Here is a 24,801-nt window from a genome sequence, read left to right as displayed (position 1 = left end):
GTATCTCCTCCGTGTATGTAAAATTCTTTTCTGTTATCTCTCCGGCTCCTCCGGGATCACGATGGCGCAAATGATGTAGGCGACGATGCTGCTGCCGCCCATGGCGGTAAAGGCCACCCAGGCCAGCCGCACCAGACTGGGATCCAGAGCAAAGCAATCGGCAATGCCGGCGCAGACGCCCTCCAGCGTCCTGCCCTGGCGGGCCTTGTACAATCGGCCTTCTCCTCTCAAATCTCCCCGCAGAGGGTGCCGAACACCACCCGGGGGATCTCATGGGTGTCCTTGACGATCTGGATGTCGCCAAAGCCCTGGGAGCGCATGATCCGCAGCACCTGGTCGGCCTGGCCGATGCCCACCTCGAAGTACAGCCGCCCGCCGGTAATCAGGCAGTCCCGCCACTTCTCCGCGACGGCGCGGTAGAAGTCCAGACCGTCCTCGCCGCCGTCCAGAGCCAGCCGGGGCTCGTAGTCCCTCACGGACCCGTCCAGCCCGTCGATGTCTCCCCGGGGGATGTAGGGCGGGTTGCTGACGATGCACTGGAACTCTCCCAGGGTCTTGTCCGGCTTGTCCAATGCGTCCATCCGCAGGGGTACTACCCGGCCGGAGAGGCCGTTCCGCCGGATGTTCTGGCGGCAGATTTTCAGCGCGGCGTCGGAGATCTCCCCCAACACCACCTTGGCCTGGGGGACCTGAGCTCCCACCGCCAGGCCCACGCAGCCGCTGCCGGCGCACAGGTCCAGCACCCGGCACTCCCCCAGGGTCTTGCAGTACCGAATGGCCTCCTCCGCCAGCACCTCCGTGTCCGGGCGGGGGATCAGCACGTCCCGGGAGATATCCAGGGGCAGGCCGTAGAACTCCCACTCGCCAATGAGATACGCCACCGGCTCCCCGGCCAGCCGCCGGTCCACCAGCGAGCGCACCTGCCGTTCCAGCTCCGGAGAGGCGTACAGCCCCCCGTCCCGCTGGAGCTCCTCCCGGCTCTTGTTGGTGCCGAAGCACACCAGCTCCCGGGCCTCCAGCGTGGCAGCCTCTACACCGAAGCACCGCAGCTGCTGGCGAATATCCAAATACAAATTGTTATATGTGACGGCCATATTCCACCTCGTTATAACTTATTGGGCGGACCGCTCCTTCGCAAAGCGGCCATAGACATACAGGCCGTCCTCCGCACCGTTCCGCAGGCGCTTCATAGCCCGCTGGACGGGCCAGACCAGAGAGCCGTCCGGCAGCCGCACGGCGATATTGACCTCTCCCGCCGGATCGCTGTCATCGGTCTCCCAGACGCCGCCCAAACGGCGGACAAACACCTGTCCCATGTAGCTGCCCACGGCAAAGAGCTTGCTGCCCGGCTTTCCGTCCGCCAGCAGGCCGCCGGGGCGGCTCTGCTCGTCAAAGAAGCGGTCCAGCTCCCGGAAACTCTCAATCGTACCGTCCAGCGGGTATCCCGCGGCGTTCATATTCTGCACCAGCCATGCCTCCGCCTTGGAGATGTCCCCCAGCAGTGTGGGGCGCTCTTCCCTCCGCAGCCGATCCAACAATCCCATGGCTCTTCCTCCTTACCACTTGTCTTTGCCCTGCTCGTCTGGCAGAACCAGCTCCAGAGACCGGATGGCGCACTCGATCATGCTGTCGTCCGGCTCATTGGTGGTAAAGTTCTGGAGCCACATGCCCGGGGCGGTGAGCACCCGGGTGACGGGGTTGTCGTGCCGTCCCACCCAGCGGTTGAACTCGTAGGTCACCCCCACCACCAGGGGCAGCAGCAGCAGATGGGCCAATGTCCGCAGCCAGACGCTGGTGATGGGCCAGATGCCGAATACCACGCTGGAAAAGAGAATGGAGACAAAGATCACCACGAAGAGGAAGCTGGTGCCGCACCGGGGGTGATGCCGGGGCTGGATGCGGACATTCTCCACCGTCAGGGGCAGGCCCGCCTCGTAGCAGAAGATGGTCTTGTGCTCCGCGCCGTGGTACTGGAACACCCGGTAGATGTCCTTCTGCCGGGAGCAGACAATGAGGTACAGCAGGAAAATCACGATCTTCAAAAGTCCCTCTACCACGTTCCGGCCCCACATGGGAAAGCCGGGAAAAAAGTGGAGGATACCGCCGGTGAGGAAGGTGGGCAGCACCATGAAGAGGAACACGCTAAGTCCCACGCCCATCACCACCGCCAGCGTGACGATGACGCTCTCCAGCTTTTTGCTGGAGAGGTGCTTTTCCAGCCACAGGTCGAATTTGGAGGGCTGGGCCGCCTCCTCCTCGGGGTAGAAGTCGGCGGAGTACATCAGGGCCTTGACGCCCTTGACCATGGAGTCCAGAAAGTTCACCGTACCCCGGATCAGGGGAACGCCCAGGATGGGATAGCGGTCCTTGATGAGCCGCAGCTCCTCCACCTTCTCCACCAGGTTCCCCTCCTGGTCCCGCACCACGATGGCCTGCTTTTCCGGCCCCCGCATCAAAATGCCCTCGATCAGCGCCTGCCCGCCGATGCTGGTGCGGAAGGCGCAGGATTTCCTCTCTTCTGCCATCAAATATCCTTTCTGTGTTCCCATCATATCAGGGTTTTTCTCAAAAGTCAAACATTTGTTCTATTTTCTTCCCTATTCCGGTCCGGGCAGGCAGATGGTAACCACCGCTCCGCCGCCGGCGGCGTTGCCGATGGTGAAGGTGCCGCCGTGGAGACCCACGATCTCATCGCACACCGCAAGACCGATGCCGCTGCCCCGGGCCTTGGAGGTGCCCTTGTAGAATTTCTGCTTCACAAAGGGCAGCTCCGCCTCCGGGATGCCGGGGCCGAAATCCCGGATACGCACCACCTGCGACTCCCCCTCTTGGGCGACGGAGGCGGTGATCCGTTTTCCAGCGCCGCCGTGCTTGGCGGCGTTGTCCAGCACGTTGCAGAACACCTGCTTTAGCCGCTCCGGATCGCCGGAGATCAGGGGCAGGTCCCCCTCCCCCATGTCGTAGACCAGCTCGATACCCTCCTGCCGGAACAGCTCCTGGTAGGTAAAAATGGCGTCCTCCAGCTCCGCCTGGAGGTCCACCTGCTCCACTCGCAGGGTAAAACGGCCGTCCTCCATCCGGGAGAAGTCCAGCAGCTCCTCCACCATGGTGGAAAGGCGCCTGGACTCGTTGAGGATGATGCGGATGCCCCGACGCAGCTGCTCCGGGTCGCCGGTGAGGTCCTCCAGAAGCGTCTCTCCCCAGCCGTTGATGGCGGTGAGGGGAGTGCGCAGCTCATGGGAAACAGAGGAGATGAACTCGCTCTTCATCTTCTCATTCTGACCGATTTTCAGCGACATATTGTTGATATTCTCCACCAGCTCCCCCAGCTCGTCGTCGTACTTGTTCTCCACCTGGACGCCGTAGCCCCCGGCGGAAATCCGCTTGGTGGCCTCGGACACCACCGCCACCGGCTCCACCACATTGTTGATGAAGAGGAGATTGGAGATAAACACCAGAGCCATGCACAGCGCCGCCACCAGGCAGATGAACAGCACCGCCAGCATCACCTGCCGGTTCACCAGCCGCAGCGAGGTGACCAGCCGCACCACTGCCTTCACCTGGCCGTTGAAGGTCAGGGGATGGGACACCGCCAGAATATTCTCCCCGGTCTCCGGGTCGCGGCCCTGGAAATAGTCCATCCGGTTCTGGGTGATGGCCCGGGTGATGTCCTCCGTCCCGGGGAAGGTGCCCGCCGTCAGCCCCGTGGAGGAGGCCTGGATGCGGCCGCTGGTGCTGATGAACTGGAGCTCAATGCGCTCCTTGTCCTCAAAGGTGTCCGTGGACTGCTGGGCCTTTTTGATATAGCTGGTGTAGCCCCCGTCCATGAAATACTCCTCAAAGGCGCCGGACAGGGCCTGGGCCTGCTTCTCCAGGCCGTCCCGCATACTCATATAGTAGTAGCTGGACACACCCACGGAGAACAGCACCACCGTCAGCAGCAGCAGGAGAAGCACCGGCATCACGGTATTCAGCAGCCACCGCTGCCGCAGGCCCCGCACCCGGAGGCTCTTTCCCTTTTGCAGTTTTTCTTCTCCCTTTTCGGAAAAGTGTTCCCACTGCTTAAAATTTGAAATAAAATGCATATTCTTAGATATGATTACTGAATTTGCACTCACCTGACATTTCTTGAAACTGAAAGCTGTCATTCTGACATTAAGCCATTTACAATACAATTTGCATATTGACCGCATAAGCGTTTATCAAAGATTCCCTGCAAAACATTTGATATGATTTGTGTTGCTTCGTCTTTATCCGGACTGTCGATAACCGCTAAAGGCAATAATAAAAGAAATATTTGTCTGTCTTTTATAGAGTTCAATAACTCTTTGAATGGAATCACTTGAATATTGTAATGCCCTCCTGTACAGGCAATTTGTTTATCATTGATATAATATACTGTATCCCCCGGGTGAAATTCTATTTTTAAGATTTGAGTTGGAACGAATTCGCAAATAATTGTTTCCGGTTCATCAACATAACCGTCTGATTCCTCTAAAACTCCGTCATAATATTTTGTGAAATTGTCCCACCAACTCGTATCGCACATTCCGTTCTCTATCATAAGTTCGGTCAATGACATATCTGTTTCCTCCTCCAAAGCAGTCGGAAAAGAAGTCGCAATGAAACCTACCCAAAAATTCCGATTAGAAAAATCTATCTCATGTAATGAAATCACTTTATTGTACCTCCAGCACAATTTCAATTTATATATTCGATTATAAAATATGCATCTGCTGCTTGCAATGTATATTTATAAGCCCGTTTTTCATGGGTACACAATTCCGAAAAGGGAGTTTTTCTTCCATTTGGAGAGCCTCCTTTCCCAAATCCTTCGCAATGCCCTGCTACAGCCCCCACTTATAGCCGAACCCCCAAACCGTTGTAATATACGTGGGGTTCTGCACATTGTCCTCGATTTTCAGCCGCAGGCGGCGGATGTTCACATCCACAATTTTCAGCTCACCGAAGTAGTCCCGGCCCCAGACCTTGTCCAGAATCTCCTCCCGGGCCAGGGCCTTGCCGGGGTGCTCCATGAACACCTTCATGATGGAGTACTCCACCTGCGTCAGCTTCACCCGCTGGCCGTTCTTCTCCAGCGTCCGGTTCTGGGTGTTCAGCAGGAAGGGCGGCTGGCGGATCTCCCCGGTCAGCACCGGCTCCTCCCCGCCGGCCCGGCGGAACAGGGCGTCCACCCGGGCGGTGAGCTCCGCCGGGGAGAAGGGCTTGGTCACATAGTCGTCCGCGCCGGTCATCAGGCCTGTCACCTTGTCCATCTCCTGGGAGCGGGCGGTGAGCATGATGATGCCGATCCGGGTATTGGTGGCCCGGATGCGGCGGCAGACCTCAAAGCCGTCGATTCCCGGCAGCATGATGTCCAGCAGGGCCACGGTGGTATCCGGATGCTCCCGCAGCTGCTCCAGGGCCTCCTCGCCGGTCTCGGCCTCGATGACGTCATAGCCCGCCCGGCGCAGATTGATGACAATAAAGCTGCGGATGCTGGACTCGTCCTCCAAAACCAGCACTTTTCTCATAGGTCACTTCTCCCATCGTTGTCAATTCTCGCCCACGGACCACTCCGCCGCGATGAGGCTGAATGCCTCCCGGACCTCATCCTCCGTCACGCCGTAGGCCCAGGCGGCGTTGGCCTCCAGCAGCTCTGCGGCGTAAAAGGTCTCCTGCCGGCGGCTGAGGTTGAAGCGGCCTCCCCGCACCGCCCGGCTCTCCTGGTTGGCGCCGGTAATGGCAGTGATCCGCAGAAAGGGCTCCGGCGGCTGGCCCCGCCCCCCGGCAATGAAGAAGGTCACCGACACCTCGTCCTGGGAGAGGCTTCGGCTCACCAGGATCTGATCCCGCCACTCCTCCTGCAGCCGCAGGTACCACCCGTCCTCCATGCTGTGGTAGGTGCTCTGGACCAGCGTCACCTCGCCCTGGCTGTCGTAGCTGCGCCAGTCAATGCGCTGGTATGGCTGGTCCCCCTCGTACCAGTTGGGCAGGGGCTCCGGCCGGGGCACCTCCGTCACACCGTCGCCGTTGATGTCCGCAGGATAGAGGGAGCAGAAGGGGGCGATCTCCGCCGAGACGCCGGTGGTGTCCGACACCGCCACATTGGCCAGCTCCCCGTTGCGCAGCGTCAGAATGTCGGTGATGGCCCGGGGCACCTCCGTCACGCCGGTGACAAACAGGGCCGGCAGGCCGTCCCCCAGGGTGCCGGGGCTGACCCGGCCCTGCTGGCTCAGCTCCGCCATGGTGATGGAGATCCGGGCGGAGGACTTCACCGCAAGGCCCCCGTCCTGCCAGCCGTAGTAGTCGGCGATGGCCTCGCCCTCCTGGTTGGCCCGGAGCACCACCAGCTCCTGGAGGTCGTTGCGGTCCATGTCCACAATGGCATAGCGCACGTAGTCGGTGCGCACCAGCTCCTCCGGCCCCTCCGTACGCAGGGCGTAGACGGTCAGCGCCAGCAGGTCCGCGTTGACCCGCCAGCCCACCGCCAGCTCCGTACGGCCGTCCCCGTCCAGGTCGCTGTACGCCACGCTGTAAATGGCGGTGCCGCTGCCCTCGATGACGGCGGAGAGGTCATAGGTGTCCTCCTGGGCATTGAAGATGTAGATTTTCAGGGGCTTCTCGTCCCCGGCGTTTCGAAAAAAGGCCACGGCCTCCTCCCGGCCGTCCCCGTCCAAATCTGCCAGCTGCACCGGCTGGAGGTTGGCGCCGGAGACGGGGGCGGCATACTCCGCGCCGCCGCCCAGAATGGCGTTGAGGCGGTTGTTGAGCTCCGTGTACTTGGCCGGCAGCTTGGGCAGGCTGTACAGGTCCTGGGAGTTGAGGGTAAACCCCGCGCCGCAGCCGGAGGCGCAGGCCAGCAGCAGCGCCAGCGTCCACATCGTCAAAATCGTCCGTATCCAGCGGCTCACAATCCCGTCTCCCTTCGCTCAAGCAGGTATACTTTAATTGATATATAATACCACATTCCCAGGGCTTTGGATAGCCCCTCCCCTGATTTTTTCCGCTATTTTTGAAACCCGGGCCTTGTATAATCCATGACAAAGCGCCTGACGGCGGGAGAGGTTCACCCTGGGCAAGGGGAAAAATCACTGGGTCACTCTATAGATTTCAGGAATTTTTAACGCCGCCGTCTATTGGTACAGCTTCTGAAGCAAGGCCCAGTCCCCGCAAAAGGACCGGCAGGGCCTGTGCCCCGCCGGTCCCCTTTTGATCCGGATTATTCCGCCGGGGCCTGGCTGGTATAGCCGTCCCGGTCCAGCGTATATCTCTTCCCGTCCACCGTAACGGTGGTATTTCGGTAATACCTGCCGTCAGGGTCCCGGTAGCGCCAGCCCCGGTCGTCCCTCGTCCAGCCACCGGCGTCCACGCCCTTATAGAGGTAGCTGGTCAGGCCAATGGCCTCCCGGGTCTCGTTGTCCTGGAAGTGCCACCACTCGGAACTCAGGCCCGCCATGCCGGCGCCGGTCATATACTCCGCCAGCAGCTCGGCGTTGTCGTTGTTCAGGTAGACGGCAGAATACCAGCTCAGGTCGTGGATGGCGCTCTGCATCTCCAGCTCCGCCTGAAAATCCGCCGTCTCCAGCGTCAGGTCCAGGGCAATACCCCGGTTGTGGGCGGAGGTCACCGCCGCCAGGAAGCTGCCCAGGCGGAAGCGGCCGTTGTCCGTCATGATGGCGCCGTAGGTGGGATAGTCCGGGATCTCCTCCGGCTCCTCCCCGGCCTCCGCCGGGAGCTCCCCGGTCTCCGGAGTCTCAGGGGGCTCCCCGGCCTCCGCCGGCGTGTCCTCGCCCTCCTCCTGGAGACCGCTCTCGTCCTCCGGGGGCTCCCCCTCCGTTCCGGCCTCCGGCGGCTCTTCCTCCGGCTGCAGCAGCGACGCCGGGTCGATCAACTCCTCCGTCTCCGGGTCGACCAAAAAGCCGCTGGCCAGGTCCACCCGCCAGCCGGTGACGGGGTCCACCGCGTTCTCCTCCTCATCCAGCACCAGGGCCGGGTCGGTGAGCTTCGCAGCTGCGGTGTCGTAGAGGTAGCGGGTGGCCTCGTTGGGCCGGAATGCCTCGTAGATTTTCAGCCGGTAGCCGTCCTCCAGGGCGGCTTGGGCGGCGGTGAGCAGCTTCTGGGCGCAAGGGTAGAGATAGGGCACCAGGAAGCCCTCCTCCTCCGTCAGCATATGCTCAAACCCCGGGATCACCTGGGCGGTGATGGTTGCCATGGGGCTGTTGTGGACCTTGAAGAGGGACTCGTAGCTGTTGGTGATGTCATAGGCGCAGTAGTCGCCGGTGTACTCGGAGAGATTGACCATGCAGTAGCGGCTGTCCACATAGACATAGCGGTCCTTGTACCGCACCCGGAACCACTGTCCGTCCTCCTCCAGCACGCACAGGGTCGTTCCCGCAGGGATGCGGCCCAGAGACTGGCTCTCCTCGGCGCTCTCGCAGAAATCCAGGTCGATGATGGGCCAGACGGTGCAGTACAGCGGGGAGACGGAGGCGTAAAAGGAGACCTCCTCCTCCACTTGACGCTCGCCGGCCCGGTCACGGGTCAGCACCTGATAGCGGTGATAGGACCCGGAGGCCAGGCGGCCCAGGTCGCAGCGGAAGCTCTCCGCCGGCTCTGGCTGCTCCAGCGTCACCCAGGCGCCGTCCCGCCACTCCCGCAGCTCGTACGCAACGCCCCGGGCCTCGGTCCACTCCAGGTCGTACACCCGGGGCTCCGCCTCCTGGACGGACAGGGAGAGCTCGTCCCCCAGCAGCTCTCCCCGCTCCACAGTGACGGGCGCGGAGGGCGGGCCGTACAGGACGTACCCCGCCCCCGGAACCCCTGCCCGCAGCGTCAGCTCCAGCGGCTGGCCGTGCTCGGGCATGGCCGGCCCCTCTTTTCCGTCAAACCGCAGATGGGTCCCCGTTCCGCTGGAGGAGGCCACCGGCAGGTACACGCCGTCTCTCAGCGCGCAGACCGCGTACACCGGACTCTTTCCGCCCTCCCAGGAGAAGGTCACGGCCCCCTCCTCCGGCTCTGCGGTGAGGACCGGAGTCTCCAGGACAGCGGAGGCCACCTCCGCTTTCAGGCTGGTCAGACTGGTCAGCTCCCGGTCCATGCCCAACAGGTTTTTCCCAAAGGCCGCCGCCTGCACCCGCACCTGAAAGGGGGCGGACACACCGGTGACCGCCAGCGAGGGCTTCTCCGTGTGCTGCCGCAGATTCTGCCCCTCGGCGTGGAGCTCCACCAGATAGACGCTGCCCGCCCCGGCGTCCGGCCAGGCGATGGCCAGGGACCCGTCCGCCTCCATGCAGACCAGGATGTCCCCCTCCGCCAGAGAGGGGCGCCTCACACCGGGGGTGATGAAATAGGCCGCAGCCAGGACGCCCGCCGCCGCAAGGGCGGCCATGAGAAGCGCGATCAGCCAGCGCGTGTGCTTCATAGGAGATCCCTCCCGAAAAATTGATGGAGATGCCGGTTTGGCGGTCTCTTGTCACATGACGGCGTACACCGTCTCGTAATCCGCTCCCCGCTCCGTGTAGACCACAAAACCGTCGTAGGTCAGCTCGCCGTCGTCGCCGTCGATCAGGCAGCTGGGGGCGTAGTCCGAGGACAGGGGCTTGCCGATGGCGGCGTACAGCTCGCTGACCGGGCGGCCCACCAGTCCCTGGGCGATGGTCTTGGGGTCCCCGGCGGGCTTGGCGGGCGCCTCCGCCGGCTTTTCCGGCTCCGCCGGGTCGGCGGGCTCCTCGGCGGGAGGGGCCGGTTTGTCCGCGGGCAGGTCAGCCGTGACGGCGGCTGCGCCGGACTTAGGCTCCGGAGCGGGCTCCGCCGGCGGAGAAGCCGGCTCTTCCGCCTGGGCATCGGGCTCCGCCGCATCCTCCGTCTCCGGCGCGGACACGGGGTCCTTTTCATTCTCCTCCGGCGCCTGGGGCTCCGGCTGCGGGGCGGGGGCGGCAGGGACAGAGGGCTCCGCCGCCTGATTCTCCAAGGGGGCCTCCGGCGCCGCCTGAGTCTGACCGCCGCAGGCGCACAGGGCGCACAGCAGCGCAAAGGCAAGCGTAAGCAATAAAATCTTTTTCATAGTTCTCTCTCCTTTGTCAGACGGCCGGCGCCGGACGCCGGTACTGCCAGCTGTCGTTATAATCATAAAACTTATAAAGGTCGATGTCAAAACGTTTTTTTCTGCGGTAGGCCATCTCCAGCTCCGAGTCGAAGATGTAGTACCTCCCATCAAAGGCGATCTCCACCCAGGAGTGGGGAGCCCGGTTGGAGCCCACGGTGCCGCTGTAGATCACGGAGTCATAGCCGATCCAGCGGGTGAGGTACCAGAGGAGGGAGGCGTAGCAGTAGCAGTTGCCGTAGCCGGTGTTGAGGATGCGCAGGGCGTCCTCCTGCATGAAGTCCGTGGCGCCGAAGGCATAGGCGGGGCGGCGCAGGTAGGTGAAGGAGTCCCGGGTGTAGAGATACAGAGCCCGGAGCATCTCCTCCCGGGTCATGGAGCCGTTGGTCTCTGCCAGCACAATGGCGCGGAGCTTACCGTCCAGCTCGGCGCTGCCGGAGGTGAAGTGCCCGGCGGCGTCAAAGGAGAAATTCCCCCGGCTCTCATCCCGCAGGATGTCTCCGCGCTGGCTGTCGTAGCAGTAGAGCCAGCCGTCCGCCAGGTGGAAGCCGTCGGCGGGGACGCTCTCCCGGGGCGTGTGGGTGGTCCAGCGCTCCGGATCATCCCCGTGCTCATGGGCCACGGAGGCCTCCATCACATCGTAGTAGAACCAGTGGCTGGGGGACACGTCCACGTAAAAGGCCGGGCGGACGGCGTCAATGTAGTCCCGGTCCGCCTCACGGCCCAGGGCCCGGTTCAAGAGCACCGCCGCCTCCGCCCGGGTGACGTTCTCCTCCGGGCGGAAGGTGCCGTCCTCCTTGCCCCGGGCCCAGCCCGCCGCCCGGGCGGAGCGGATATAGGGTGCGTCCGGGGAGTCCGCCGGAACATCTGTGAAGAGCTCCGCGTCCCGGCGCAGGGGGAAGAAGCTGGCCACGCACCGCACAAACTCCCCCCGGGTCACCAGCTCCTCCGGCAGAAATTCCGCCTCGCCGGGGCGCATGACCCCCAGGGAGCCCATGGTGCCGGCGGCCCGGGCGTACCAGGCGTCCGCCGGCACGTCCGCGTAAACGGCGTCCGACGGCATCCCCTCCGGCAGCAGCCGCAGAAGCATCTGAGCCGCCTGGGCCCGGGTGATCTCCCGCCAGGGCTTGAAGGCCGGCAGCTCCGCCCCGTCGCCGAAGGCGAAGGGGATATGGCTGTCCGTCACCAGCGTCACGCCCGCCGGAGGCGCGGCGGCCTCCGGCTCCATCTCCGCCGCATCCGCCTCTGGCAAAAGCGCGGCGGCCAGGGGGACGGCGGCATCCTCCACCCTCTGTCCGCCGCCCTGCCACACGGCATGGGCCAGCACGCCGCCGCAGACCAGCAGCGCCGCCAGCGCGATCAGGATTCCTCTTTTTTTCATTGCAATCTCTTCCTCTCTATTTTCATCTCCCCGCGGGAGACGGGTTTACCGTCAGACAAAATGCGCTCTGCCAGACCAGCGGCAGCCGGACAGCCCTGCCGCCGGCATAAAACACCGCGCTCTCCGGCTCCGCGTCCTCCGGGAGGTACAGCCCGAACCCGCCGTCCTCCAGCAAAAAGGCCTCATAGCAGCCGCCGTCCGCCGTGTTCACCAGCACCGAAGAACCGCCGTCCGGAGCCGCGGGCAGCGTCCCGGAGGACAGCACGCACCCCGCCTCCGGCGCCTCCCGGGCCAAGGAGATGAAGCCCTCTCCCCGGGCGCTCTCCACGGCCCGCCGCCGGGGGGCGGGCATCACGGGGACATTCTGAATGAGATACCGCAGATTCCGCTCCACCAGCTCCGCCGCCACGAAGTCCGCCTCCTGCTGGGCCGCCAGGTCCAGCCGGTAGGGCATGGCCCGGGAGAATAGGGCGGAGGCAAAGCTGTCCGCCAGATAAGGGTAGAGGTTGTTCCCAAAGGAGTCCCGGAACATCAGCAAAGACCCCTCCCCCTGGCCGGAGGTCATGATGGTGAGATTCTCCGCCGAGCGGATGGGGGCGTCGTAGGTGAAGCGAAGGTCCGGGCAGGCGAAGTCGCCCTCCTCCGCCGTCCCGGCCGGATAGAGCATATCATAGAGGTCCCCCCTGTGGGACGCCGGTTCAAAGGCCCCCTCAAAGTACCGGGAGGACCGTCCCAGCGCGCCGTTCACCGCGTCCGCCGCCAGGGCCGCGCCCCGGGCGTTCCAGTGGGAGTCCGAGGCGAAGTACAGCGTCTCTTCCCGCCTCCGGAAAAGGGCGAAGAGGTCCAGATAGTTCACGCCCTGCCGCTCCAGCTCCGCCGCCAGACGCTCTGCGTTTCCGGTGCCGGCAGCCGGGGTGATTTCGGGCATATGCTCCGGGTAGAGGGAATTTTTATTGGGAGCGACGGTGAAGAGGAACTCCGCCCCCCGGCTCCCGCAGTACTCCTGAATCAGCGCCAGATTCCGGGCAGCGGAGAAGATCTCCCGGTCCGTCATGGGGGCCGTCCCGGCGTAATCCGGCAGAGTGTCGCCGAAGTAGAGCCAGCCGTCCTTCCCCAATACCACATCCTCCGCGATGGAGGCGCCCAGATACCGGACATTCAGCTCCGACCAGAGGGTAATCATCCTCTGGCGCAGGCAGTGGTTGTCCTCGGCGTAGCGCTGGAGCTGGGAGAGGTACTGGGTGTTCAACCTGCCCTGCCGGTCATAGAGGCCGGGCAGGGCCGCCAGGGTCTCGTTGCCGCCGGCGCTCTCCTCCCGGGGCAGGAGCATCCCCGCCGAGGGCACCAGACAGGCCAGCAGGATCAGCGCCGTGAACAGGGCGCACGCAGCTTTCTTTCCCATGACGCCACCTCAAAACTGGAAGTAGATGAAGGGCTGGAACCCGCCGCCCGCCATGGCCAGCAGGCACAGTGCGAACAGCCCCGCCGCCGCCAGGTACGACAAGGCCGCGGCCCAGGTCCTGCCGGAGAGCTTCTGCCACAGCCAGGAACCCAGGGGCGTGCTGCACACCCCTCCCGCCGCCAGGGCGCACCACGCCGCGGGGCTGATCCGCTCCAGGGCCAGGGTGGAGGCGGCAGTCACGCCGCCGGTAAACATGGCCCGGAACACCGTAACGGCCTCGCCCACCGTGGCGGCCCGGAACATCACAAAGCCTAAGGATACCGCCAGCAGCGTATAGACATGGCCCAGCAGCCGCACCGGCCAGTGCCGCTGCCACCGCCGCAGGGGCAGGGCGCTCTCCACGGCGGAGAGGAGGCCGTGCCACGCCCCCCAGAGGACGAAGGTCCAGCTGGCCCCGTGCCAGAGGCCGCAGAGCAAAAACACCACCGCCTTGTTCAGGCACTTCCGGGCCGTGCCCCACCGGCCGCCCCCCAGGGGGATGTACAGGTAGTCCCGGAACCAGGAGGACAGCGAGATGTGCCACCTGCGCCAGAACTCGGTGATGGAGGCGGAGACGTAGGGGTACTGGAAGTTCTCCGGCGTGTGAAAGCCCAGCATCTGTCCCAGGCCGATGGCCATGTCGCTGTACCCGGAGAAGTCGAAGTAGATCTGAATGGTGTAGGCGGCGGCCCCCAGCCAGGCCAAGCGGCAGTCCAGCCCCGCTCCCAGGGAGAAGGCGGCATCCGCCAGCGGGGCGGCCAGACCCGCGATCAGGGTCTTTTTGGCAAAGCCCACGGTGAACCGCCGCAGGCCACGGGCCGACTGGGCGGCGCTGAGGGGCGTCCGCTCCTCCAGCTGGGCGGAGAAGGCGGCAAAGCGGGAGATGGGTCCGGAGGTGACCTGGGGGAAAAAGGAGATGTAGAGCAGCACGTCGGAGAACCGGCGGGCGGCGGCGTACTCGTTGCGGCAGACGTCGACGGCGTAGGCTATGGCTTTGAACGTAAAGAAGGAGATGCCCACCGGCAGGAGGAGGTCCGCCTCCGGCAGAGAGAGCCCCGTCAGGCCGTTTACGATGCCGGTGAGGAAATTCAGATACTTGAACACGCCCAGCATGGAGAGCTCCAGGGCCAGCACCAGGGCCAGCAGGGCCCGCCTGGCCCGCACCCGGGGAATCAGCGCCCCCGCCCCCCAGCTCAGCACGGCGGTCAAGAGCAGAAAGGGCAGGCCCTGCCACTGTCCCGCGGCGTAGAAGATCAGGCTGGCGATGAGCAGGAAGGCGTTCTTCCCCCGCCGCCCCGGAACGAGGACATACAGCAAGAACAGCGGCGGAAACAGGAAGAACAAAAACGAGGCGGTGTTGAATGCCAAATCAAACATCCTCTCCATCACAAATATGAGCGCCGCGCGGTCTCTCCAGCCGGCGGAGGAACGGGCAACGCACGGCAAAACAGGGGGCGATTCACCCCCCCCCCTGTTCCGCGCTGCCGCGGGACGCGCGCCGACGGCCTTGTGTTTTATTACATAAGTTTACAAAAAGTTTTCAGATTTTTCAAGAGAAAAGTGTTGATTTTTGTCAAAATTTGTCGAAAAGAAGGGAGCAGACCGGCATTTTCCCCGCGCCGGAGGTCAATCAGCCCCGTTGGGGCCGTATTTTGCGCCGGGAACCGGTCTGTGGCATGATGAAAAAAGAAAAAATTTTCTTGAAATATTGGAATACTATTGCCCTTCTCCACCGTTTACTGAGCAGAAACAGCGGAAACGCCGGCACAGAGGAGGAGCGCTTCCATGCTTGCAGCCTGCCTTGCCATATTGGAGACGGAGGCGGACCAGCGGCGGTTCATCCGGCTCTACGAGGCATACGAGAAAACAGTATACGCGGTGGCCCTGCGGGTGCTGGGGGACCAGTCCAGGGCGGAGGACGCCGCCCAGCAGACCTGGTTCCAGCTGCTGCGCCGCTGGGAGCGGGTGTCCGCCCTGCCCTGGGACGAGACCGAGGGATACGCCGTCACCGCCGCCAAGAACTGCGCCCTGGACATTCTGCGGACGGAGCGGAGGACCGTGGCCTTTCCCGAGGACTGGGACCCGCCCGCCCGGGAGGAGCGGGAGGACGAGTACGCCTATCTGGTCTCCCTGATCCGCTCCCTGCCGGAGGACTACCGGCGGATTCTGGAGCTGAAGCTGGTGGAGGGTTGGAGCAGCCGGGAGATCGCCCAGCTGCTGGGAATGAACAAGTCCACGGTGGCCAGCCGGGTTCTGCGGGGCCGGAACATGCTGAAAGAGCGCCTAGAGAAGGAGGGATACCACTATGCAAGCGTTTGATGATCTTCTCCGCCAGGGGCTGATGGAGGCCAACCTGATTGAGTACACGTCGGAGCTGGACAATCTCCCCGGCTGGAATCCGGACTTCTCGCCCAAATACCGCCGGGGGCGGAAGCGTCTTCTGGCCAACCCCCGGACCTGGATGAGGCGGCGGGCACAGCCCGTGTGGAAGCGGGTGGGCCGCACCGCGGCCTGTGTGCTGCTGGCCTGCACGCTGGCCTTCGGGGCGCTGATGGCGGCCAGCCCCACGGTGCGGGCGGCGGTGAACACATGGCTGCGGCAGATCACTCGGAACAGTCAATCCGTAGAAATTCAATACTCTCCCAGCGATCCCAATGAGACCGCTCTCACGCTCCCCTGGCGGATCAGTGGACTGCCGGAGGGCTGGACCATGGAGGGCCCCCACATCGACGAAAACGGCGGGCACTGATTTTTCTATATAACCGAAGACGATGGCTGGTCCGAGGTACTCTCATTTGATTACATCAGTTCCGACTCCTGGGGCATGTTCTTTACTACCTCAGACTCGAGCCTTACCCTCAAGGGCCGGACCGAGGTCCAGGGCCGCCCCGCGGACCGCTACGAGGGAGCGTTTTCCGATGAGCTGGTCTGGGAGGCGGCGGATGGAACTCTGCTGTATGTCTCCGCCCCGGACGGCAGCGCCCTGTTGGAACAGGCCGCGGAGAGCGCGGCGCCCTGGACCGGAACTCCGGCGGAATATGAGGTCGGCTGGGCGCTGGAGGGATACACAGATCCAGCGGCTCTATTTTCCAGCGGCGTGGGAACGTGGTACTGGGTCAGGAACCACACCCTATTGGAGCTCTATTATGTAAACGATCCCATCTGTCCCTTCAGAGTGCCGCCCGGCCGGATGCCGGAGGAGGTCACCGTCAACGGCCTGCCAGGGCTGTTCTGGCCCAGCATCTTCTCCAGAGAGGAGTGGGACGCCAGGGTCGCGGAGGAATGCTCCGATGATCCCAATTCGTTTATGAATTGGGACACTGAGGAAGCCGCTGTTCTTACCTGGGAGGATCCGGAGACCAACACCGCCTTTCGCATCAGCGGGATCGCGGAAAAAGAGGAACTCCTCCGGACGGCGGAGAGCGTGACAAGAAAATCCCCCTGAACATTTGTAAAAACGGAACACTCCGCCCTCCCCCTCCGTTTACCTGACAGAACGAGGCGGGAGGACTTTCCCGCCAGAACAGAAAGGAAGAGCGCTATGAAAAAACGAATCACATCTTTTTCCGCGGGCTTTCTCACGGCAGTACTGCTGCTGGCCCTGAGCGCCACGGCCCTGGCGGCCGGCGGCAAGGTGAGCTACAACTTCGCCAATGTCGCTCTGGACGGGGAAACGAAGAATGCCGCCGGAGCGGACATCACCGCCGCCAATGGGCAGAAGGTCCCCGGCACCATCCTCTTCACCGATGCTGCGGGCGGCAAGACCAACTACCTGCCCATCCGGGCCGTCAGTGAGCTGCTGGGGGTGGAGATTGGCTACGACTCCGCCACAAAGACCATCCTCCTGGGCGGCCAGCCGGCGGGGAAAACGGCAGAACCGGCGTCCACGGCGGAGACCGTCTCCGGCCGCCAGTGGCGGCGGGAGCTGGGCGGGGAAGACGGCGGTATCCACTACACCCGGCCCAGCCCCAAGGAGGTGCGGGACTACGACGCTCCCCCCACGCTTCGGCCCACCTGGCTGCCGGAGGGCTATCTGCTTCTGGGCGCCGGCGTTGGAAGAGGGGGCGTACGCAACGATTCCGTCACCTGGAGCTATGTGAAAGACGAGACGTCCGGAAGCAAGATCACGTTCACCTGCTACCGTCCTACCAACCGTTCCCGGGGCTCTAATTTCGGGGTCGGACTCGATACCGCGGTGCTGCGGTGTGATGCAAGAGTCCAGGGCCGTCCCGCAGACTTCTACCAGATCTATGACGACGGCACCTGCAACATCCTCGTCTGGGAGGATGCCGCCGGAAACCTCTTCTGGCTCCAGGGCACCCAGGACCAGGCCACCTGCGAGAGGATCGCGGAGAGCGTGAGGGATGTGAAGGACGACCCCCTCCCCGCCCTAACGTTTGGCTGGATACCGGAGGGGTTCACTCTGGACACGGAGGGCGGCCTGACCATGCCCGCCATCGTGGAGGAGACCTGGGCCAAGAAGACCCAGGGCCCGCCCACGAGCACCGACATGTTCTACTGGACCTACTCCCGGGAGGCGCTGTTTGGCCCCAGGAGCACACAGCCGGAGAGCGTGAAGGTCAACGGCGTCCAGGCCCAATACTGGCCGGGGGATCTCGATGCCCGGAGCAACACCGCCTCCGTCAGCGGGACGGTGACCGCGGTCAGCACCTCCGCGGATCAGCTGGGGCCCCTTCTCTGGACGGACCCGGAGACGGAGATCCACTTCTGCCTGGAGGCCCCCTTTGATCGGGACACGATGATCCGTATGGCGGAGAGTATTTCGCCGAAATGACAAAAGCAATCCAGGCGGGAGAAGTTCCGGCATTTACAGGTTGTGAGTATGGCTACCGCTATCACCTTCCGCCTTCTGGCCCCGCTGGACAAAGACGTTTTGATCTACATGGCGGAGCACATCAGCGTGAAAAACGCGGAAGCCGCAAAATAAAGCAGCAAGGGCCCGGGAGGCAATGCCTCCCGGGCCCTGTTGTACAATCCGGGCAAAATTTCTTTTTATTGTAAGCGCAGACGAAAAGAGCGCTGCTGGGCTTCACCCAAACCCACAGGGGCTTTGCCCCCGCACCCCCACCGCCCTTTGAAAAGGGCGGCCCTAAACTTTTATCGCTCAGTTTTTCAGGCTGTGCAGCGGCGCGGGAATCCGCCCGCCCCGGGCGATGAAGTCCGCGCTGGACTCCCGGTGTACCGGCATCACCGGCGCGCTGCCCAGCAGGCCCCCCATCTCGATGGTGTCCCCCACCGTCTTGCCGGGGGTCACCAGCAGCCGCACGGCGGTGGTCTTGTTGTTCACCATGCCGATGGCCGCCTCGTCGGCGATGATGGCCGCCACAGTCTCCGCCGGGGTATCCCCGGGGACGGCAATCATATCCAGCCCCACGGAGCACACACAGGTCATGGCCTCCAGCTTATCCAGGCACAGCGTCCCGCCCCGGGCGGCGGCGATCATGCCCTCGTCCTCGCTGACGGGGATGAATGCCCCGGAGAGACCCCCCACGCTGGAGGACGCCATGACGCCGCCCTTTTTCACCGCGTCGTTCAGCAGTGCCAGCGCCGCCGTGGTGCCGTGGGTGCCGCAGGTCTCCAGGCCCATCTCCTCCAGAATCCGGGCCACGCTGTCCCCGATGGCGGGGGTGGGCGCCAGGCTCAGATCCACGATGCCGAAGGGGGTGTCCAGCCGGCGGCTGGCCTCCTGGGCCACCAGCTGGCCCATGCGGGTGACCCGGAAGGCGGTCTTCTTCACCGTCTCCGCCACCACGTCGAAGGGCTTGCCCCTAACCGCCTGGAGGGCATGGTATACGACGCCGGGGCCGGAGACGCCCACATTGATGACCTTCTCCGCCTCCCCCGCGCCGTGGAAGGCCCCGGCCATGAAGGGGTTGTCCTCCACGGCGTTGCAGAACACCACCAGCTTCGCGCAGCCCAGGCCGTCCCGGTCCGCGGTGGCGGCGGCGGTGTCCTTCACGATCCGGCCCATGAGGGCCACGGCGTCCATATTGATCCCCGCCCGGGTGGAGCCCACGTTGACGGAGGCACACACCAGCTCCGTCCGGGCCAGGGCCTCGGGGATGGAGCGGATCAGCCTCCGGTCTGCCTCGGTGAAGCCCTTCTGCACCAGGGCGGAGTAGCCGCCGATGAAGTCCACGCCGCAGGTCTTGGCGGCCCGGTCCAGGGCCAGGGCGAAGGGAACATAGTCCTCCGTCTCCGACGCCCCTGCCACCAGGGCCATGGGGGTGACGGAGATGCGCTTGTTGACAATGGGGATGCCGAACTCCTCCTCAATGTCCTGCCCGGTCCGGACCAGCTTCTCGGCGCAGCGGCAGATTTTCCCGTAAATCTTATCACAGGCCCGTACCGGGTCCGGGTCGCAGCAGGAGAGCAGGGAGATTCCCATGGTGACGGTGCGGATATCCAGATGCTGCTGGTCGATCATTTCAATGGTGGAGAGGATCTCCTTTTGACTGAGCATGGCCTCTCCTCCTTAAACAGTATGCATGGCGTTGAAGATCTCCTCCCGCTGGATGCGGATGGAAAGACCCATCTCTTTTCCCAACTCCGCCAGGGAGGCGGAGAGCTCGCCGAAGGGCGCGGCGGCGGCGCCGAGGTCCACGGCCATGACCATGGTGAAGGAGCCCTGCAGGATGGTCTGGGAGATGTCCAGAATGTTGACGTTATGGTCTGCCAGACGGCTGCAGATGGCGGCGATGATGCCCACGCGGTCCCGGCCGACGACAGTGACGATGGCGTTCATAGATTGTCCTCCTTTGTAATCTCCACACCGGTGGAAAAATGGGCCGGCCCGCCGCGGGCGCGGAGACGGGGCATCCTCTCAGGGCGGATTCTGAGGGAATCAGCTCCCCCGTTCCGTTCACCGAGGGCGGGCCGTATGAATCAAATCTCGTCGAAGAACTTGGCGTGAACCGCCTTTACAGCCCGGTTCACATCCTCCTCATCCAGAAGGACGGACACCCGGATCTCCGAGGTGTTAATCATCTGAATGTTGATCCCCGCCTCGTAGAGGGCTTCAAACATCTTCGCGGCCACGCCGCAGTTGCTGATGAGGCCCACGCCCACGATGGACACCTTGCCGATGCCGGCATCCGTCTCAATGTGGTCAAACCGCAGCGCGGCCTTGTGCTCGTTGAGCACCTCCTCCGCCTCCTCCAGGTCCTTGCGGTGGAGGGTGAAGGTGATGTCCTTGGTCTCCTCCCGGCCGATGGACTGGAGAATCACGTCCACGTTGATGTTATGCTTGCTCAGAAGATCAAACACCTGGAAGGCGACGCCGGGGTTGTGCTCCAGGCCGATCAGGGCAATGCGGGCGATGCTGGTGTCCTTCGCCACGCCGGCGATGTTGGTTTTCTCCACTTTTGCGACCTCCTTAACTTTTGTGCCGGGCTTGCGCTCCAGGCTCGACAACACTTCCAAATTCACTCTGAACTTCTTGGCCAGCTCCACGCTGCGGTTGTGGAGCACCTGGGCGCCCTGGCTGGCCAGCTCCAGCATCTCGTCGTAGGTGATCTCCGCCAGCTTCCTGGCGTTGGGGACCACCCGCGGGTCTGTGGTGTACACGCCGTCCACGTCGGTGTAGATCTGGCACAAATCCGCCCGGAAGGCCGCCGCCAGAGCCACGGCGCTGGTGTCGGACCCGCCCCGGCCCAGGGTGGTGACGTCGCCGTTGCGGTCCACGCCCTGGAAGCCGGTGACAATCACAATCCGGTGCTGGTCCAGCTCCGACTGGATGCGCTCGGGGTCAATCTTCTTGATGCGGGCGTCGGCATGGACGGTGGTGGACTGGATGCCCACCTGCCACGCCGTCAGGGATACGCAGGGAAGGCCCATGCTCTCCAGCGCCATGGCGCACAGGGCCACGGAGATCTGCTCTCCGGTGGAGAGCAGCATATCCATCTCCCGCTTGGAGGCCCGGGGGTTGATCTCCTCCGCCTTGGCAATCAGATCGTCGGTGGTATCCCCCTGGGCGGAGAGGACCACGATCACGTCGTTGCCCTCCAGATACGTCTCCGCAATGATGCCCGCCACGTTCCGCAGCCGCTGGGCGTCCCGGACGGAGCTGCCGCCGAATTTCTGCACAATTAAACTCATACTCGCGTTTCCTTCTTTACCTCAAATTGGGGATGTACGCGGGGCGCGGATGACGCCCCGCCTGTTCTATTATACGCGTCCGGCCCGGTTTCTGGCAGTCACTCCAGCACCCGCATATGGGACAGCACCTCCAGGCCGCCGGACCGCTCCAGGGCCTCCCGGCCGGTCATGGCGTCCGTCAAAAAGGCGGTCTCGCCGTCCTCGCTGAGGACCTCCACCTGGCCGAAGGCCGCGGCCGCGCCGGAGAGACTGCCCTCCACGCGGAAGTAGTGCCGGCCCCGGAGCTCCAGCGGGTCCGTAAAGCCATCGCCCTCCGGCGACCAGCCGATCTCCTCCCGGCGGGGGCTGGACTGGAGCGCTTCCATCACGTCCGCCACGCAGGCGGAGGCGGTGGGCATTTCCCCGGCCCCCCGGCCGTAGAACATGACCTCTCCGGTGGCGTTGCCCCGGAGCACCACGGCGTTGAATACGTCCTCCACCCCGGCCAGGGGATTCTCCTCCGGGATCAGGTGGGGGGCCACATAGGCGGTGCGCCCGCCGCCGGGCACCCGTACCGCCCGGCCCAGGAGCTTCACCCGGTAACCCGCACGCCGGGCCACCTTTACATCCCGCAGGGAGATTTTGGAGATCCCCTCCATGGGCACATTCTCCGGGTCCACCTGCCTGCCAAAGGCCAGATCCGCCAGGATGCAGATCTTCCGCCCGGCGTCGATGCCCTCCACGTCGGCGGTGGGGTCCGCCTCGGCATAGCCCTTGGCCTGGGCCTCGCCCAGGGCCTCGGAGAAGGAGGCCCCGGAGCGGACCATGCGGGTGAGGATATAGTTGGTGGTGCCGTTCAAGATGCCGTACACCTCGTCGATGCGGTTGGCGGCCATGCACTGGGTCAAAGGGTGCAGGATGGGGATGCCGCCGCCCACGCTGGCCTCAAAGAGGTAACTGACATTCTTTCTCTTCGCCAGGGCCAGCAGCTCGCAGCCCCGCTCCGCCACCAGCTGCTTGTTGGCGGTGACCACGTGCTTGCCGGCGTTCAGCGCCCGCTTTGTGTAGTCATAGGCCGCCTCCACGCCGCCGATGGCCTCCACCACCACCCGGATGTCCCCGTCCTCCTCAATGGTTTGAAAATTATCCGTCATCAGCTGGCGGAAGGGACCGTCCATAAAATGCCGCACCAGGATGGACTTCACCTGGAGGGGCTCCCCCAGCTTGCGCTCAATCTGCCGGGCGTTCTCCGTAATCACTTTGGCGACGCCCGTGCCCACGGTGCCAAAGCCCAGAATCGCAATCTGTATCATGTTCTCCCTCTTTCCACAAATTAGGCCATGTTTGAAAAATGGCAAATGCCCAACCGGCGGATATTCTCCCGCTATGCCGCGCTAAAATCCCTTGAGATACAAGGGTATTCCCGGTAATTTTTCCTTTGGGCACTGCGCCGAAGAGACAGCGCCCGGCAGCCCCGCGGGAATATGCGGGACCGCTTTGCGCCGGACGGATTCCCATCCAGTCAGCCTCCGGCAGAATCCGCTTCTTATGCCCGCCAGAATCTCAGCCCGCCAGAATCTCAAACTTCACCACGCCGTCCAGATTCCCCGCGTCCGCCACCAGCTGCTCCAACGTCTCCGCCATCTCGCTGGTCTCGGCGGAGATGGTCACGGCGGCGCAGCCGTTGGTTGGGATGCTCTGGTTGATGGTGAGGATATTGGCTCCCGAGGCGGCGAACACCGCCAGCACCCGGGAGAGCACGCCGGTGGCGTCCTTCAGCATGGCCTGGAAGGTGATGATGTGCTCCGACTTCATGTCGTTGAAGGGCCGCACCGCGTCCTTGTACTTGTAGAACGCGCTGCGGCTGATGCCCGCCAGGCGGGTGGCCTCGCCCACAGTGTCCGCCTCTCCGGCCTGCATCATCCGCTTGGCCTCCGCCACCTTGACAAAAATCTCCGGCAGCGCGTCCGCGGCCACGATGTAGTATTTGATGGTCTTGCCCATTCCGTCCGCCTCCTACGGTCATTTGTCCGTTTATCCTGTCTATCGTATCACACTTTCCCCGTCAAAGCAACCAAAACCGGCAAAACTCCTTTGTGGGAAACGGGGAAAGTTCTCCCAAAATGTCCGCTTACAGTGGGCAGATTGCCAGGAGTCGGAGACAGGGCAGACCCTCTCCAGGGGACTTGCATTCCGTCAGGGAAAGGTCTATAATAGGTGCGGCAAAGCGGGCAATCAAATCAAATAGGGCGATGACGATGTAAGTGCTGACAAGGGTAATTGCAGTTGTTTGCTGCATGGTATTTATGATGGCGTCAGCCTCTGCGGCGCAGGCCGGTTTGGAGGGCATCGCAGAGGAGCCCTCCGCCGAAGCGGCAGACAGACCGCCGCTCATGAGCAGTCGTTCGTGGTCCGCGTCGGACGTGACGAAAATTGAACTGAACTACGCCAAAGGCGAGTTTATCACCATTGAGCCGGCGGCTGACGGCAAAATCACCTTAAATGAGTATTTGACCGAGGACAACGCCGGCTATTACGCGGCGGCGGCGCTGAGCGGCGGCAAGCTGAACTTCACACAGGGAAGCCGTCCAAGCGGCCACGCCTGCAATTCGCATACGGTTTTGCTGCTGCCGGAAAGCTATGCCGGAACCGTATCTGTACACAGCGGCGGCGGTTCGATCAGCCTGTATCGCATGACAGGCGGCGCCGCGTACGATCTCTCCTGCGCCCTGGGACAGATCCGGGTGGGCCATGTGGCCGCAAAAACGATCAAGGCCTCTTGTCCCCGCGCCGGAACACTTATTATTACGGATACCTCAGCCGCATTGGATGTTGATTTCAGCGGAAAAATTACGGTTTCCAACAGCGCCGTCAGCGGAAGCATCAAAAACAGCGGCCAATCCACACACATGGCAATCACTCTCAGCTACCTCAGCGGAGACCTCTTTGTCAGCAGCGCCTCCGGGACGGTGGTTTTGGGACTGCCTGCCGAGGAAGCCTTTACGCTGAACGGTACCGTCACAAAAACCGGCGGCTCCAGAATTGTCAACCATTTCGGCCGCGGCAGCTTTACAACAGCGGGAAGCGCCATAACCGGCTCCAACGGCTCTCATCCAGATAAAACCGTGACCGTCGCCGCCTCCGGCAAATTCATTCTTGAAGCGGTACAGACGCCGGGCAATTTGAAAATTACCGCCGAAAACGCCAATGTGGACGTTCAGCTGGCCGCCGACGGACAGTACGGCTATGACTATGACTATGACAAAGACGCATACACCGTGACCGCCGCCGCAAACGGCTCGACCTTTGAAATCAAGGTGGCCGCCAAACCGGGCGTCACATCGGGCTGGGACAACCGTGTGACCGTCCGCATTCCAAATCAGGACTACGCTCTCATTACTGGCGTTTGGAAAAGGGCGGGTTAAGTCTGCCGCAGGTCAACGCCAACATCAACGCAGCAAATCATGCGGGCGCGCTGTCCGTAAAACTCCCGGCAAACTTTACCAAAACCGTAAATTATACCGGGAATTCCGGCTCAGGCTCATTGGCGATGAACGGCGCGACGGATTTCTCTGTCAGCGCAGCGTTTACTTCCAGCGCTGTCGCCTTTCCGCGCGGCTGGCCTGTGTGCCGCAACGGCAGTTCCACTTACAGCTTCACAGACGGCAGCGGTACGGCGAAAATCAATATCGACCTTACAAACTGTGCATTCGCTCTTGCAAATAACCCCTGAACGCGAAGTGAACGCCGCGGGCCATTGGGCCCGCGGCGTTTATC

The 24,801-nt window shown here is 63.2% G+C and carries 24 protein-coding genes; 6 read left to right on the top strand and 18 right to left on the bottom strand.

Annotation, left to right across the window (positions count from 1 at the left end):
- Positions 1-33: 33 nt before the first annotated feature.
- From C816_RS04935 to C816_RS04875, 13 genes are all read right to left on the bottom strand, one after another.
- Positions 34-213 carry a PspC domain-containing protein gene (locus C816_RS04935; protein WP_016321321.1) on the bottom strand — a complete coding sequence of 60 codons (180 nt, stop codon included), beginning with the start codon at positions 211-213 and terminating at the stop codon, positions 34-36.
- 14 nt (positions 214-227) lie between these two features.
- Positions 228-1,094 (bottom strand): peptide chain release factor N(5)-glutamine methyltransferase, encoded by an 867-nt coding sequence (prmC, locus tag C816_RS04930; protein WP_016321320.1) that lies wholly within the window; start codon positions 1,092-1,094, stop codon positions 228-230.
- An 18-nt stretch (positions 1,095-1,112) separates the two neighbouring features.
- On the bottom strand, positions 1,113-1,544 hold the full coding sequence (locus tag C816_RS04925) for a hypothetical protein (RefSeq protein WP_016321319.1): 432 nt from the start codon (positions 1,542-1,544) through the stop codon (positions 1,113-1,115).
- Between the two features lie 12 nt (positions 1,545-1,556).
- Entirely contained in the window at positions 1,557-2,525 is a 969-nt protein-coding gene (locus C816_RS04920; protein WP_016321318.1) for a DUF1385 domain-containing protein, read from the bottom strand.
- Positions 2,526-2,597: 72 nt separating this feature from the next.
- Positions 2,598-4,085, bottom strand: coding sequence for a sensor histidine kinase (locus C816_RS04915; RefSeq protein WP_155978888.1), 1,488 nt, complete (start codon positions 4,083-4,085; stop codon positions 2,598-2,600).
- A gap of 59 nt (positions 4,086-4,144) precedes the next feature.
- A complete protein-coding gene (locus C816_RS04910; RefSeq protein ID WP_016321316.1) occupies positions 4,145-4,678 on the bottom strand; it encodes an Imm19 family immunity protein in 534 nt (177 codons plus the stop codon).
- A gap of 169 nt (positions 4,679-4,847) precedes the next feature.
- Complete coding sequence (locus tag C816_RS04905) at positions 4,848-5,534, bottom strand: response regulator transcription factor (protein ID WP_016321314.1); 687 nt, start codon at positions 5,532-5,534, stop codon at positions 4,848-4,850.
- 21 nt (positions 5,535-5,555) lie between these two features.
- A complete protein-coding gene (locus C816_RS04900; RefSeq protein WP_016321313.1) occupies positions 5,556-6,914 on the bottom strand; it encodes an FG-GAP repeat domain-containing protein in 1,359 nt (452 codons plus the stop codon).
- 308 nt (positions 6,915-7,222) lie between these two features.
- Complete coding sequence (locus C816_RS04895; RefSeq protein WP_016321312.1) at positions 7,223-9,424, bottom strand: M15 family metallopeptidase; 2,202 nt, start codon at positions 9,422-9,424, stop codon at positions 7,223-7,225.
- 51 nt (positions 9,425-9,475) lie between these two features.
- Entirely contained in the window at positions 9,476-10,066 is a 591-nt protein-coding gene (locus tag C816_RS21580; protein WP_016321311.1) for a hypothetical protein, read from the bottom strand.
- Positions 10,067-10,082: 16 nt separating this feature from the next.
- Positions 10,083-11,486, bottom strand: coding sequence for an S-layer homology domain-containing protein (locus C816_RS04885; RefSeq protein WP_016321310.1), 1,404 nt, complete (start codon positions 11,484-11,486; stop codon positions 10,083-10,085).
- 22 nt (positions 11,487-11,508) lie between these two features.
- On the bottom strand, positions 11,509-12,888 hold the full coding sequence (locus C816_RS04880; RefSeq protein WP_016321309.1) for an alginate O-acetyltransferase AlgX-related protein: 1,380 nt from the start codon (positions 12,886-12,888) through the stop codon (positions 11,509-11,511).
- A 9-nt stretch (positions 12,889-12,897) separates the two neighbouring features.
- Complete coding sequence (locus C816_RS04875; RefSeq protein WP_016321308.1) at positions 12,898-14,295, bottom strand: MBOAT family O-acyltransferase; 1,398 nt, start codon at positions 14,293-14,295, stop codon at positions 12,898-12,900.
- A 417-nt stretch (positions 14,296-14,712) separates the two neighbouring features.
- On the opposite strand from C816_RS04875, the gene C816_RS04870 reads away from it, so the two are divergent.
- The 4 genes from C816_RS04870 (at position 14,713) to C816_RS04855 (ending at position 17,722) form a co-directional block, all read left to right on the top strand.
- Entirely contained in the window at positions 14,713-15,246 is a 534-nt protein-coding gene (locus C816_RS04870; RefSeq protein ID WP_016321307.1) for an RNA polymerase sigma factor, read from the top strand.
- Entirely contained in the window at positions 15,233-15,676 is a 444-nt protein-coding gene (locus C816_RS04865; protein WP_016321306.1) for a hypothetical protein, read from the top strand. The genes C816_RS04870 and C816_RS04865 overlap by 14 nt, the downstream gene beginning before the upstream one ends.
- Before the next feature lie 75 nt (positions 15,677-15,751).
- Positions 15,752-16,372, top strand: a complete 621-nt coding sequence (locus tag C816_RS04860) for a hypothetical protein (protein WP_016321305.1) — start codon at positions 15,752-15,754, stop codon at positions 16,370-16,372.
- Positions 16,373-16,468: 96 nt separating this feature from the next.
- Complete coding sequence (locus tag C816_RS04855) at positions 16,469-17,722, top strand: hypothetical protein (RefSeq protein WP_016321304.1); 1,254 nt, start codon at positions 16,469-16,471, stop codon at positions 17,720-17,722.
- Positions 17,723-18,052: 330 nt separating this feature from the next.
- Here the strand turns inward: C816_RS04855 and C816_RS04850 are convergent, their stop codons facing one another.
- The 5 genes from C816_RS04850 to C816_RS04830 all read right to left on the bottom strand — a co-directional run bounded on the left by C816_RS04850 (position 18,053) and on the right by C816_RS04830 (position 23,028).
- Complete coding sequence (locus C816_RS04850) at positions 18,053-19,411, bottom strand: PFL family protein (RefSeq protein WP_016321303.1); 1,359 nt, start codon at positions 19,409-19,411, stop codon at positions 18,053-18,055.
- A 12-nt stretch (positions 19,412-19,423) separates the two neighbouring features.
- Positions 19,424-19,693 (bottom strand): ACT domain-containing protein, encoded by a 270-nt coding sequence (locus C816_RS04845; RefSeq protein WP_016321302.1) that lies wholly within the window; start codon positions 19,691-19,693, stop codon positions 19,424-19,426.
- Positions 19,694-19,833: 140 nt separating this feature from the next.
- Positions 19,834-21,045 carry an aspartate kinase gene (locus C816_RS04840; RefSeq protein WP_016321301.1) on the bottom strand — a complete coding sequence of 404 codons (1,212 nt, stop codon included), beginning with the start codon at positions 21,043-21,045 and terminating at the stop codon, positions 19,834-19,836.
- 98 nt (positions 21,046-21,143) lie between these two features.
- Positions 21,144-22,337 (bottom strand): homoserine dehydrogenase, encoded by a 1,194-nt coding sequence (locus C816_RS04835; RefSeq protein ID WP_016321300.1) that lies wholly within the window; start codon positions 22,335-22,337, stop codon positions 21,144-21,146.
- Positions 22,338-22,587: 250 nt separating this feature from the next.
- Positions 22,588-23,028 (bottom strand): ACT domain-containing protein, encoded by a 441-nt coding sequence (locus C816_RS04830; RefSeq protein ID WP_016321299.1) that lies wholly within the window; start codon positions 23,026-23,028, stop codon positions 22,588-22,590.
- Positions 23,029-23,330: 302 nt separating this feature from the next.
- Between C816_RS04830 and C816_RS04820 the strand changes: the two genes are divergently transcribed.
- Positions 23,331-24,449, top strand: a complete 1,119-nt coding sequence (locus C816_RS04820; RefSeq protein WP_196803612.1) for a DUF4097 family beta strand repeat-containing protein — start codon at positions 23,331-23,333, stop codon at positions 24,447-24,449.
- Complete coding sequence (locus tag C816_RS23445) at positions 24,431-24,757, top strand: hypothetical protein (protein ID WP_155978886.1); 327 nt, start codon at positions 24,431-24,433, stop codon at positions 24,755-24,757. The genes C816_RS04820 and C816_RS23445 overlap by 19 nt, the downstream gene beginning before the upstream one ends.
- Positions 24,758-24,801: the final 44 nt, after the last annotated feature.

This window comes from Oscillibacter sp. 1-3, from assembly GCF_000403435.2.
Lineage (GTDB): Bacteria > Bacillota > Clostridia > Oscillospirales > Oscillospiraceae > Oscillibacter.
This window is presented reverse-complemented; position numbering and strand designations above follow the sequence as displayed.